Genomic DNA, 13,781 nt, shown 5'->3' with positions numbered 1-13,781 from the left:
CTTTATTTAGGTGAACATTGAGATAGGTAGGTTATTATGTGGTTAAAATAGGTTCTCAATGGTTGATCACACTAACATAAAGATTGCGTATAAAATTTAACAGCATATTCATCAAGTGAACATCAAAAATGGTTAGGAAGAGGATTTAGTTGAATTATTAACTGAATAAAGCAAGCAGAGAGGGCTATTCAGGCCGTTTCGGGCCTGAATATTGGAGGAGCAGCTTAGAGCCTAATCAGTAGGTTGTTAAACTGCGGCAGCAACAGTTTCCAGCATAACCGGACGGAAATTACGCTTGAAGTAGATCAGGCCATGGCCTTGTTCGCTTACAGTAATATGCCTGATGTGAACCAGATACACATTATGAGAGCCGACTTCCTGAACCTGCTCAATGTCACCTTCAAGGCTGGCGAGAGTACCGGTCAACACAGGTTGGCCCAGCGGACCTTTTTGCCAGATATTCCAGCGAAAGCGTTCTTCCATACTGACTCCGGTCATACCCGCAAAGTGGCGTGCCATCAATTCTTGCTCATGGTTTAAGATGTTGACGCACAGGCGGCCATTTTCCTGAAAAACCACGTTCATAGCACTATTGCGATTAAGACATACCATCAGAGTGGGTGGCGTATCGGTGATCGAGCATACCGCAGTGGCAGTAATACCACAGCATCCGGCAGGACCATCGGTGGTGACGATATTCACTGCTGCTGACAGGCTTGCCATTGCATCTCTGAAACGCAGGCGATGTTCATTTTCTACAGACATAAATTGGCCTCCTGCTACCGATTATTTCAGCAGCGTATCTAACTGGTTAATATCGTTATTGTTGTATAAGTGTGGTCTGAGCCAGCCGTTCTGATCATAATCAGAAAGGCAGCGATCAACCATATCCGCCATTTTCTTCATATTGCCGGAACCGTGGGCATGGCGCAGACATTGCAGGCGAATTTCATCTTGGCTGCCGGCGTAGTTGATTTCGTATAACTCATGGCGACCGCCGAACTCACTGCCAATGGCATCCCACATCAGTTTTAACACCTTGATCCGTTCAACGTGATCTATACCGTTGGAACCACGAACATATCGTTCCAGATATTTATTAATTTCTGGGTTATGCATATCACGGACACTGGATGGCAGATAAATCAGGCCACTGGTCACGTTTTTTTCAATAATATTTTTAATTTTCGTATAAGCGGTTGGGGCCATCACGCGGTAAGTTTGTATTGCCTGAGTATCCGGCATATAAGCACCGCCTTGCCACGGCTTGGCTTCTGCCCACATAGCATCACTCAGCGACCAGAACAGGTTACGCCAGGCAACCACTTCACCCAGATCCGCCTGGACACCGCGGAATTCTATCACGCCGGTACATTCCAAGCTCTTTTGCAGCAGGGCGGTAATAAAATCCAGTTTCACCGCCAGACGCACACAAGCCTGTAATGGGAACAGGTTGGCGAAACCCCCCTTAACCGCCCAGTTACGTGCGCGGTCAAAATCACGGTAAATCAGCACATTTTCCCAAGGGATAAGGACCTTATCCATCACCAGAATCGCATCGTTTTCATCAAAGCGGCTGGATAAAGGATAATCGAACGGGGAACCCGTCGCACCGGCTACCAGTTCATAAGACGCGCGGGAAATCAGTTTTACCCCATCGGCATCCATTGGGGCGACAAACATCAGGGCGAAGTCAGGGTTATCTCCCATGACTTGCGCGGAACCAAAACCGATAAAGTTATAGTGAGTCAGAGCCGAGTTGGTCGCGACCACTTTTGCGCCGCTGACGATAATACCGGCATCCGTCTCTTTTTCCAGTTGGATAAAAACATCACGGGTTTGATCGGCGGGTTTATGGCGATCGATGGGGGGATTAACGATTGCATGGTTAAAATAAACCCCTGTTTCCTGAATCTTTTTATACCAATGACGGGCGTTATCAGCGAATTGACCATAATATTCAGGGAATGCGCCTAACACACTGCCGAATGCCGCTTTATAGTCAGGTGAACGGCCCATCCAGCCATAGGTCTGACGTGACCACTCGGCGATAGCGTCACGCTGTTGGCGCAGATCGTCAGCGCAAGTGGCGAAGCGGAAGAATTTGTGAGTATACCCGCCATTACCGGTATCGGTATTCCAGCATAAAGCATCATGGGTTTCAGGCGCGTGCAGGGCATCGTACAATTGACCGACTGAGGCAGCAGAATTGCGGAATGCGGGATGTGTGGTGACATCTTTTACGCGCTCTCCATAAATATAAATTTCGCGGCCATCCTGAAGGCTCTTCAGGTACTCTTCACCGGTAAACGGGCGTTTTTTATCGGCGCGGAAATTTTCTGGTTTCATGTCTACCTCACAGTCTGAATAAAAAGCGCCGATCTTGATATAAATATAATCAATATTGGCACGGAAATGTTAATTTAATGTTTATTTTGTGTTTCTTAATTGAAACCTCAGAACGGTTTTTCTTGAATAGATTTTTGGAAGGTTCGCTGGTACTTTTCGTTGGGAAATGGCGATTTGTGATTAAAGTGTGATCCAGACGATGTTATAGGCAAATTCCACTCTGGCTGCCGATAAACCTCTACGCCGAAAGCGCTCCAGTCCCTGGATACCCCGTAAGATCATCGACACGACTTTCAAAGAAGGGATTGATACATGAGTCGGCAAGTTGCCGTCATCACTGATGAGGCAGGCGGTTTTGGTTCGGTAGTTGTCGAGGTGCTGCTGGATATCGGCTATCTGGTGACCGCGAAGGATGCGCACTAAGCTGGACGAGCGTTGTGGCATATTATTTATCTAGTACTACAGCCGTAGGTACCAGAAAGTTGCATTTTCCTTGATGCTCACAACTCTGAAAAACCGCATGAATTAAGCTTTTCTATGAGTGTCTTTTCTGTTGAGAGAAGTAATTACGGCTGTAGTACTAGTCACTGTCCCTTAATTATATAATCTCCGGAAAATAGAGTCTAATATAGCCTAATTTCACCATCGACAGATAGTTTCGTGCTGTTTTTTCTAGCGTGTTGCAACACGTCGATTACCTTTCAAAAAACCAAAACAGCGTTCGACAACATTACGGTCATAATAAGCCTATTCATCAAATTGTGTACGACCATCACTATTCCCTTTTTTATTGATTTTATAAGGAATGCGGCGCGGTAATTGTAGATATTCCCCTCACTGGACATTAAACTAATTTAATAAAAAATAACCCACATCTTGATAATATTTTGGCGGAACATATAGGTCATAACCCTTTTCTTTACAAAGGGATCTTAATTCTATAATTGATCCGACAGATAATTTCTCACAGATACTTTCAAAATATTTTTCCACAATACGGCATGATATCTCCATTTCTACAGCTATATCTTTGTTATTGAGGCCGTAGCAAAACAGGTAAATGACTATCCATTCTTTCTCTTTTAATATATCGTTCGGCGGCCTAAAATTAACAGGAACAAATATATGATGTTTAATATAATGAGATATTGTAGAAGACTCTATTTCTCTGGCATGAGAAGCTACACCAATACATTGATTATTTTCATCCATGAATGGGAATTTGCTATAAAAATAAGATCTAAATTGTTTACTTTTATTTACTGGGTAAATGCCTATGGCGGATATTCTCTGCATACGCTTTAAAACCTTACTGTCGTGCTCTTCAAACAAATGGGCAAAATGACTAAATGGTGTGAGTAATTCTTTTTCAGAATATCCAATAACATCAAAATTTTTAGGGAGTTTGTTAACTTTAATAAATGCTCTGTTTGCATAAATTAAACGACATTCTCTATCTTTTACAAACCACAGTTCAGAGCTTCTATCCCACATATTTGTTAGTTGATGCGTAACTAAAGGAAAATTTTTGCATCTCGATTGATTCATATACAAGCAGCCCTTAAGATATTATTTTTCCATTAAACTATTTAATATATAAGTGTATGTCCTGGCAGGTAATAGTGCCCCCAATTTATCATAAATAACAAATAACGGAAAAAATGATATAACAGAAGACAAAAGCACACATAATCGATGAAGATTACGCATTATATTTCTTCTGCATCGTTCAATTAGGCATTCAAAATAAAATTATTTGGTAGATTCACATAATAAGTGCAACATCGTTAATCTGGAAGTAAATATGTCCGTATTCTCTTAAATAATTCATTTGGTGTTTTCCCACCCCGTGTTTTGCGGTCAATGAGTGTTAATTATCTTGATAAATCAGTCTATAAATCGTCTCTTGATGCAAAGATATCTTTTCATGTTGCTCCAAATAATCAGCCACCTGTTCAGGGCTTAAGTCTTTCCAAAACATAAATCTCAGGCCGTAAGCTTAATGTGTTGTTCACTAATACCAATAAGATCAAGCAGAGCCATTAAGCGTAGATGTCCATCCGGCATTTCGATGACCTTTCTGATTTCCCTTTTTAATTTTCCGGCTAGAGCCGTACTTAGAAGGTGGATATTCTCTGACAAAATATCAGGAGGATTTCTGAACTCAAGGCATTCATTATTTGCACTCAACATCTCTGGACGGCAAAGTTTAAGTTCAGCAATAACGCTTTCAGGTACTTTGCAGGGATAACTCCCGAATCGAACAAACCCAATGGCACCATCAATCGCCGATATCTTGGTTGTATGAATATCTTCAGGATTAAAAAAAACAAACATATAGCAAGGAAACAAAGCTTTGGGTTTTGCCCTACGCAATGACTTGCGATCTGGACGAGGAACAAAGCATTCCCTGACGGGCATATAACATTCTACTCCCTCGCGAGAGAGAGTATTCATTATTGAAGGGGAACGGCGTTCATGATGATAGAGAATATACCACGATTTCATATAGTTACCCAGATTTAATTTGTAGGACAGGCAACTCCTCCGCCCAACTCGTACCAGTCGGGAGTTGTCTGACGTTACATCGGAAAATTGAAATAAAGAAAAATAGTTATCGATGGAAATCGTACCAGATTAAAACACAAAAAAACACACAAACTGTCCTTTTTTATGAATCCTTTTGATTTTTAAATAGTTTCTTAATAGAATAGGATTGCTGTATTGCCGAAACACATTAGAGAATGAAAAATGTCCTTACCTGTCAAAAAAACAAAAGATAATGTAGTTAAAAACATTAACTATTTAATAAAGAGCAGAGAAGAGTCCAAATTATCTTTCTCAGAAAAGTCAGGTGTAACAAGATCCACTGTATATAAGATTCTTGATGGCAAGATAAAAAACATACAGAAAGGCACAGTAGAAAAAGTTGCCAATTTCTTTGGCGTTTCTGTAAAACTATTGGAAGAACACGACATTGCTTCCATAGAAGAATCAGAGAATAATCCTGACGGAAATATAAACCCTATAAGCGTACCCATCATAAAAGAAAGCCAACTTCATAAAATTTTTTCAAGAAAAATTAGCCAATTAATCGTTGAGTGTGATAACACATACTGTTACACAAATGAAAGGAACATCATTTGCATCAAGTTAGAATCAGATAAAAAACCATATTATCTTCGCGGCGAGATGTTATTTGTTCGCCGTTTTTTTAAGGGTAATGATGATGAATTACTCGTAACAATTAGGAATAAAAATATTGAGATTAAAGGTGAAATAATCTCTGACGACTTGTTGATTGGTTATATTATTGAGGAAAGGATTGATGAGAAAATTTAAGTTAATGGGATTTAAACGGGGAAAGTGTGTAAAGGCAATAATATTAGTTACTACAACAGGGAAAACATTCACGTCTCCCTTGGATAAAATTGTAGAAAGCGACATAATTGAAAATCTTTCTCACAGGGAAAATAAGGAGATATACAGAAAGTTATACTCGAGTGGAACAACAAAATCATATTATGAATTTGAGGAGCGAAACGAAAGAAATTGGTTTTTATATCTTTATCTTTGCATCTTTTTATCAGTGTTATATCTATCATCTAACATTATTGGTATAAAACCAGCCCATGTATTTGGATTAACAGTTCCTGCCGCCATATTCATTTATCCATTAACATATATAATTTCAGATATACTTAACGAATTTTATGGATTACGTTTTGCAAGAAAAGCGATTAATTCTGCTTTTCTGAATAACCTTACATTTTGTTTTCTGCTTTACCTAAGTACGAAAATACCAGCACTGGATAATTGGGAATTTTCTTCCAGTTTCAACAATATTGTGTTCGATATGATGGGTGTTTTGTTTGCCTCATCTGTATCATACATAGTTTCTGAACACACAAACGCTTATCTTCTTTACCGGCTAAAATTATTGACAAAGGCCAGATTCCTCCCATTCAGGGTAATAACTAGCACGATCATATCATCCTTTGTTGATAGTTTTATATTTATAAACCTGGCCTTCCACCACATGGGGCAACATATGATATGGAGTATGATTGGAGGTCAGCTTCTTATTAAACTCATTTATGCAATTATTGGCATCGTACCTATATACATGTTCAGATATCTATTTAATAAATTTATTTACCAGAGATCAAAGGAGCTAAAATGAGCGATTCCCATTTCACTATTTCAGAATTACCACTTGGTAAAGATACAACTTATCCAGAAAAATATTCACCAGACTTACTTCATGGTGTCCCCAGATCTCTCGGCAGATCATCCTTATCAATTAAGGATACACCTGAGTATGGCGAGGATATCTGGAATCTTTATGAGCTATCTTGGTTAAATAAAAATGGTTTACCACAAGTTGCCACAGGAAGAGTGGCCATTAATGCTCACAGTGAAAATCTGATAGAGTCCAAAAGTTTCAAACTTTATTTGAACAGCCTGAATCAGACAAACTTTGAAAATTGGGACGATGTGCATAATACCATCGTTAACGATCTCCAAAATTGTGCTTCTGGAAACGTAGCATTGGAACTCTATCCTGTTACTGACATCAGTGTTCAACAGGCTGGAAACTTTGAAGGAGTATGCATTGATAATCAGGATATAAATATCGCTGATTTTAAATTCAGTAATGCTTACCTGAACAATGCAATAGATGATGAATATACAGAAGAAACACTTGTCAGCCATTTGCTGAAATCGAACTGTCTCATTACAAATCAACCTGACTGGGGATCGGTTCAGATTCATTACCAGGGTCGTCGTATTAATAGGGAAGCACTTCTTAGATATTTAGTATCATTCAGACAGCATAATGAGTTCCATGAGCAATGTGTGGAGCGTATTTTTAATGATCTGAATTATTTCTGTAAACCAGAATATCTTGCAGTTTATGCGCGTTATACTCGCAGAGGAGGCCTGGATATTAATCCTTGGCGTAGCAATATGCCTTTTAAACCTTCCCATTTCCGACTGGCAAGGCAATAATCAATATGCTGTAATCCCTTTTATTCTTTTAAGGGATTACAGATAAATATTAGTGCCAAATCTGGATCAGTTCAACCTCATATCAAGATACTGAGTGAGCCTAAATTTAGGCCCACTCAATCAAAAAAGGCATTGCATCCAACACCTTATTTATCATAGAGATATTCTTATTGATTAATGCTTTCTTTTATTTTAAGAATCCATTCATCTTTTCTACAGCAATCATCTGAATATTTCATTTCTCTCAAATAATCGTTTTCTATATCATTAGCATAAGACATCATAAAGCAATCATACTCTACCCTATCTTTTTTCTTATTTTTCCATTCAAGATTAACTTCATAAATATTAAATGGAATCTTTTTACCACGAAAATGGTATTTGCCATGCCATACTGAATGAACATATATGTTAACTAACTGAAATCCTGTAATTTTTCTAATATCTCTTATTGATGCTAAAAAAGCAGGATCGGTTTTATCGTTACCTACAAAATTTCCTCTAAGTAACATCTTAGTTTCAGCTTCAAAATTGTCCCCAAACATACCAATCATAGTTCTAATAGAACAAAATGAAGAAAAGAAAATTATGATACAAAAAATGGCCTTCATAAATTTCCTTTCCAACGAAAGAAACACACGAACAGATAACAAAAAAATGGACACGAAAAAGATGAAGCCCCAAAAGTTAGGCCAAAAATACATCATTTTAATCTGCCCTCAAAATAATTTAAAATAAAACAGTTAATGGTTTCAATATTTGTGCGGGCGCGGCATCAATTCCTCATATGTCACACATGTTGATACAGTATATACGCGCGCATTAAGAGCATTATTCACGACCGCCGAAAATTCATTAATCTCTATTGACAAAGGCTCATATCGCAACCATCCCAAAACACAGTCAAACAGTGCTTCCAGGCGTACCACAAATTCAATCGCATCGCGTGGAGGGATCTCCAGCCGTCCGCGCTTGATTAATTCTTCTGCATTATCACCTGTCGTGTCGCAGGCGACTTTGATAATCAATTGCCGAATGTAATTCACTGATATTGAATTGGTTTCTCCCAAAATCTTTCCGCATGACAAACTACCTGATTTGCATTGAAGCACACTGGCGCCAGCCTCTGTACCAATGGCGCGAATAATAGCAATAGGGTCAACTTCGGCCAGTTTAAAACGGCCTTTCACCTCTGCGGCTGTGTGAACCAGAGCACGTTGAATCGAGGTTTCAATTTCCTCAGTTATGCCATAGGGCACCAGTCCGAGCTGCTTGACGCATTGCTGGCATTGGCTGTCAGAGAGTAAATTGGCATGATGAGCAAGCAGGTATTCCTTGCAGCGCTTAAACTTACTTTGCCAACCTGTAACTTCATCTGCAATTGTAGAGGCAGAGTTTACATTCACAGCGATTTCAGGAATATGGTGTAACACCAAATCACGCAAAGCCGCATTTTCCGGCACTGTAATCAATTGTTGCAATGTGGCAGTCAGGTCACGGCGATGTAACAGATTGACACCAATTCGTTCAGCGGCAACTGGTGATAGCGGCGCTTGCGCCATCCGTATCAATGTCTGTTCCGGCCACATCGCTGAAAGCAACAATCCCAGTTGCCCTGCTGTGGTGTGAAGGATCCCCCACTGGTTTTGGTCAGTTGCGGCTCTCTCCAATTTTTCAACAATGTAGTGAAAGGCTTTCCAGGCGCTGTCAAAACCAGCAATGCAGGCTGCTGTTACCTCATCACGTACAGACTGATTCAGGCAAAGTGCTGCCAGCGTTGTGGCAAAGGGCAATGAATAGACGGTGATACGTTGAGTAGAAAAATTAATCGCCGCCCGGTAAGTAGCATAAGCGCGAAACAGCTCACGCCAAGGAGCATGATCAACCATTTCATATACATGTAAAACGTCATCATTAGGAACATACGAGAAATCATAAGCAGTATCGAACAGCACTCGTAACCAGAGCACCAGTTGATGTAAATCCTTAGCTTGCCAGCCTGCGCCATCAGTACGCTGCATGCGCAAAAAAAGCGTCCAGGTGCCTAACTGACAGACCCGATTCAATGATACCCGCCATGTAGGTTCCCATTCGACGATACGTAATGCCAACGCTTCGAATACATGTAAACGACCAATGTCCTCTTCCGGAGCGTTCGGTAGTTCGGCAAATTCAACAATCAACTCTTTCTCATTGAAAAGGAAGCTGGCCTTGTGTACCACAAAGGGGAGTGAGATCTCTAAAATGTTCCGTGTTAACCTCAGCAGACAAGAACGCGCATCGCCAAAACCATCTGCGATATTTATCAATTTACGTAGAGGAGCAGGCAGTTCAGAACCTGTTCCAGTTCGGAAGCGAGCCAGCATCCACTGATGTAAGAGATTGTGTAGTTGATGTGCATTTTCTAGAGGGAGTTGACCAAGATCCATATTACCGGCAATGGGTATGAGAACTTGCCAGCGTAAGAAGTCATCGCCCAAACATTCCGCAATATCTTCTTTTAACTCAAGAAAAAAATTGTCGGGCATGGATTGATAACGAGCACGCTCTATCCATCTTAGAAAAGAGCGTAATGCAGCCTCCTCCGTGGCAGAAAGAGTCGACAGTTGAGCAAAGGCAATCCAACCACTTAGCAGATCGAGGTAACACTGATATGTGACGGGATCGCGCCGATCTACCACATCGGTTAATACAGCTTTAAGCACCTGATCATAAGTATCCACCAGGTCAATACGACAAAGTCCCTTCAATGTTGGTAAGTTTGCGTCATGCAGGGCCTTCACCAGGCTGGCTGTAGCTTGCAGTAAATCGGCTGCTTCGCTGGCGCCAGCCAATGCAGCAGCCACCTTAAAGCGTTTCAGAGGAGCCAAAAAAGCCAGATAGGCAGCAAATGCTTTGGGTGCGCATACCAGGCTAGCGAGCGCAGTCGGTGCTAGCTGGTTGTGGTGTATTATTTCTAATAGAGAGACAAGAGAAAGCCCGGATTCTGCTGCGCCGACCAAACAATGTACGATATCTAGCCGATCGGCAGCCTCGTAAATGGGCAGAATTTCTGTATCTGCGAGTATATGAAGTATACATTCCAGCAACAGGTGTGCATCGCTATATGGTTCGGTTATCGCAGCATCAACCCATGGAGCCAGTCGGATGGATGGCAATTTCTCAATCCATGCTTCGGTTTTGATTAATTGCATAAGTAGACGCAGATCATTGAGTTGGATAATCCTGTCTGCAAGTGTTGGGATAGCCTTGCATAAGCACGGTAACGCAGATTGCGGACTGCTTTTGGCTGTAAGAACACAAAGATAATCTGCTGTTACATCAGTTGCCGACCAATCAAAAGGTAGAAACTCCATGGCTCTCTCACCTGCCTGTGCAAGGAGCCAACCGGTCAAACTGGGGCTCCGGACAACATTACCCTTTTGTAGCCAGGTGTCTGTTGGAAAAATTGAGCGTTGTTTAAGAGTGGTATAGGCTTTTTCCGTTAACACGGGTAAACCGGTCAACGCGTTTTGCAGAAGATCGGTAATACGTTGAGATGTAAGCTCCGCTATTGGCAGGGATTCACGGCCGTCAAACACATGTTGTACTGAGGCCGGCAAATTAACCGATTTGGCTGTTTCCGTTTTCAGTACGATAAGCGGCTTTTGTGCACTAAAGTAGGCCAGTTCACCCATACCATCAATGACTACCCAAGGAACAGCGGGTAGATCTGTTAGTTGGATAAGAAAAACCGGCAAATTTTGTTGGCGGAACATGATGCCGGCATGTTCACTGGCTACCCCATATTCAATGAAGACAGCGGTAAGCGCCGTTTGCACCGACGGGGGGAGACGCAGGTAACGAGACCAGGCATCATCCAATGTCGATGCAGAAAGGAAGCTACCTAAAGAGGGCGCAGTAGGATGCAATAGTGCTGTTACCGGTACTGCGCGCATACAACGCGCCAACTCGGTTCGTACCTCGGCTGTTAACCGTTGAACACGGCGTTCAAGCGTGTAACCCGGTGCAGGGCGCGCCTGTACTAACCAAAGTTTATTGACGTGCACTTGGCGTAATTGTGAGCCATACCACAAGGGAGCAGATAATGTCGGCCAATGATAGGCGACCGAGTTTACTCTTGAACCAGGTGATTGCGCCGACGCAAAGCCAAAACCAAACGCCAGTTCTCCCCGGACGCCATCGGAGGTAGCCAAGGTCAGTCCGGTGGCTGATACCAGGCCATGATCTGTTTCCAATACCCACTCAGTATCTAACGCAACTTCAGCGAAATGTTGATGCAACTGCATGATAATTTTGTACAAGTCATGACATACATCAGCGGTCAAATAGGGTGCCTGTAAGGGTTCCACGAGAGAGGGAATGCCTTCAATCAACCGCTGAACAAAACAGGTGATTGGCTGCGGTTGATAATCAGAATTTATTAGCCGCTGCTGTGCAATAGCCTGAGATTCAAATCCACTAAAAGTAACCGTAGCAACAGTATCGGCAAAATCTGCTGTGCGATGGCAAATTACACTGGCATAACCACCCGCATTGACGAAAGTGCCGCCATCCTCCAGACCAGCGCTACGAACAATCCAGGGAGGCGGGCCACAGACTTCCACTACCTGTTTAAGCCAATCGTGCCGCTCGGTAATATGCTTGCTGTAGAGGGTGCATAGCAGAGCAGCATCAGCCTGTGGAGAAACCGCTGTGATAGCAAGCGCTTCATCGGCAGGAAGTGCTACCAAAGGGGGAATAAGGGCCGAAAAATCGACGTGCTGGGCAAGTTGGTGCAATCGTTCAAATTTTGCAGTCATACGTTTTATTTTCTTATTTTTAAAACCAGAATCCTAGGTGAGTTTTGGCGTTGACAAGTATGAGTCGCGACTTTCCTCCCACCGCTTTATTTTCTATAACATGCGATGCTGTGTTAAATTGCCTGCTCGATAGTCAATACATGGAAAATAACAATGGATAATTTTAAACAGTTTAATAACTACCTGTATCGACATTATGTGCTTTCATATAACCTGCCAGTATTTTACTGGCTGATTTTTTTCACTCAACACTGTGTATACGTCCTGTTAATCACCTTGGCTTCTCTGCTGACTGAATTTTTCCTTGAGTTGAATTTCACTAACGACAAAATGAGATATAAAACCATCGAATCCATGCATCACATAGCACATTTAAAAATCAATTATTATTTTGTCGGAAAACCTATCTGGAACTGATGGTTTCTTTTTCCATCTACCTTATTATGATAGTTCATCTTTCCATTACAACGCCCATATTCATGATTTCCATGTAATTTCCCTAAGTTACTACTATTAAGGCCTACGGTAAAAAAACAGCGGAAACACAGATTAACCCTTGCTAATACAGTTATTCTTGCCTGATTAATGATTAAATCTTCACAATCAAAACTACCGATAATGATTTTGATCATAAAATACACGTCAGAATCACTAACAATAGAATATTCCAACAAACCACCAGAAAAAACGAACTAAATCGTCTGATTCATATCATTATTAATGATAAAACATTAGATTGGATAATAAATATCACTACTATTTCCTCTGCTCAAATCATTTAATCAATTGTTTAAATCTGAAAATTACATACAACCACACCAAATCAAACGATTAATTTATAATTATAACATTATGAAATAACAAGATATTTTTATAAAACAGAAAAAAAACTCTCTTTTTTTATTTAAGTTGTTGAAAAAGATCATATTTTAGTTAATACTCCTCTCCATCGCATGAGAATAGCCCTAAAGAAAGATGAAAGTTCCAACTTGAAAACAAGTTAATGATATTAAGAAAAATTTATTGCTATCGTAGTTATAATCAAGATGGCAATTTGGTTAATTGTATTAATATAGCAGCCCTATGGTTGGCTCAATCAGAACATTGGTGTAAGATACATGTACCGAGCTTAACAATGATAGTTCGTTTTCATTAATGCAGTTATTTCACTAGTGGGCATCCGCTTAACAGACAATAAAGATAAATTTATCCATGCATATATCTTACCCAAAAGAGCTTTTCACTGCATTATAACAATCACCTGGTAAAAGTTTCATGGTTGGTATGAAAATTTATCATATCTGAGTATTTGCGATATTTTAACAAAAATAAGAATCATTATTAATAACGTTAAGAGATTTGCAGTAATAGATGATACTTGGGAGAAAAAATTGCTTCCTAGGCTAAAATTAATATCAAAGATTATTATTAACAAACATGATGATATATCCAGAAAAGATCACAGAAATTACTGACCAACTATTTATCAGTAAAAAACGCTTAGTAGAAAATTAAAAGCATATGCAAAATAGAGGTAAAAACTCAGTCGAGTTATATATCACTATGTAAATTAATTCAATTATATAATCAACCATTAAATTATAACTCTGGTTGGGT

The 13,781-nt window shown here is 40.5% G+C and carries 9 protein-coding genes and 2 pseudogenes; 3 read left to right on the top strand and 8 right to left on the bottom strand.

Annotated features, from left to right (window positions below; translation table 11 throughout):
• Positions 1–246: 246 nt before the first annotated feature.
• From hpaC to ABR397_RS25025, 6 genes and pseudogenes are all read right to left on the bottom strand, one after another.
• Positions 247–765 carry a 4-hydroxyphenylacetate 3-monooxygenase, reductase component gene (gene hpaC, locus ABR397_RS10575; protein ID WP_350305725.1) on the bottom strand — a complete coding sequence of 173 codons (519 nt, stop codon included), beginning with the start codon at positions 763–765 and terminating at the stop codon, positions 247–249.
• A 21-nt stretch (positions 766–786) separates the two neighbouring features.
• Positions 787–2,349, bottom strand: coding sequence for a 4-hydroxyphenylacetate 3-monooxygenase, oxygenase component (hpaB, locus tag ABR397_RS10570; protein ID WP_350305724.1), 1,563 nt, complete (start codon positions 2,347–2,349; stop codon positions 787–789).
• A 598-nt stretch (positions 2,350–2,947) separates the two neighbouring features.
• A pseudogene (locus ABR397_RS10565) lies at positions 2,948–3,156 on the bottom strand (IS5 family transposase); the annotation flags it as partial.
• Positions 3,157–3,198: 42 nt separating this feature from the next.
• Positions 3,199–3,897 (bottom strand): helix-turn-helix transcriptional regulator, encoded by a 699-nt coding sequence (locus ABR397_RS10560; protein ID WP_350305723.1) that lies wholly within the window; start codon positions 3,895–3,897, stop codon positions 3,199–3,201.
• Between the two features lie 328 nt (positions 3,898–4,225).
• A pseudogene (locus ABR397_RS25030) lies at positions 4,226–4,327 on the bottom strand (IS30 family transposase); the annotation flags it as partial.
• Between the two features lie 8 nt (positions 4,328–4,335).
• Entirely contained in the window at positions 4,336–4,857 is a 522-nt protein-coding gene (locus tag ABR397_RS25025) for a transcription termination/antitermination NusG family protein (protein WP_407072874.1), read from the bottom strand.
• Positions 4,858–5,100: 243 nt separating this feature from the next.
• On the opposite strand from ABR397_RS25025, the gene ABR397_RS10550 reads away from it, so the two are divergent.
• Genes ABR397_RS10550 through queF form a run of 3 tightly spaced genes read left to right on the top strand, consistent with a single transcriptional unit; the run spans position 5,101 to position 7,362 of the window.
• Positions 5,101–5,691: a helix-turn-helix domain-containing protein gene (locus ABR397_RS10550; protein ID WP_350305722.1), complete on the top strand. Its 591-nt coding sequence runs from the start codon at positions 5,101–5,103 to the stop codon at positions 5,689–5,691.
• Entirely contained in the window at positions 5,678–6,532 is an 855-nt protein-coding gene (locus ABR397_RS10545; RefSeq protein WP_350305721.1) for a queuosine precursor transporter, read from the top strand. Before ABR397_RS10550 ends, ABR397_RS10545 begins: the two co-directional genes overlap by 14 nt.
• Positions 6,529–7,362: an NADPH-dependent 7-cyano-7-deazaguanine reductase QueF gene (queF, locus tag ABR397_RS10540; protein WP_350305720.1), complete on the top strand. Its 834-nt coding sequence runs from the start codon at positions 6,529–6,531 to the stop codon at positions 7,360–7,362. The genes ABR397_RS10545 and queF overlap by 4 nt, the downstream gene beginning before the upstream one ends.
• A gap of 167 nt (positions 7,363–7,529) precedes the next feature.
• Here the strand turns inward: queF and ABR397_RS10535 are convergent, their stop codons facing one another.
• Positions 7,530–7,973 (bottom strand): hypothetical protein, encoded by a 444-nt coding sequence (locus ABR397_RS10535; RefSeq protein WP_350305719.1) that lies wholly within the window; start codon positions 7,971–7,973, stop codon positions 7,530–7,532.
• A 141-nt stretch (positions 7,974–8,114) separates the two neighbouring features.
• The gene (locus ABR397_RS10530) at positions 8,115–12,164 is read right to left on the bottom strand and encodes a DUF6137 domain-containing protein (RefSeq protein WP_350305718.1); all 4,050 of its coding nucleotides are present in this window, start codon (positions 12,162–12,164) and stop codon (positions 8,115–8,117) included.
• Positions 12,165–13,781 lie beyond the last annotated feature (1,617 nt).

It is taken from the genome of Photorhabdus viridis, from assembly GCF_040256935.1.
Classification (GTDB): Bacteria; Pseudomonadota; Gammaproteobacteria; order Enterobacterales; family Enterobacteriaceae; genus Photorhabdus; species Photorhabdus viridis.
Note: the sequence above shows the minus strand (reverse complement) of the source record. Positions and strands in the feature narration are given on the sequence as shown.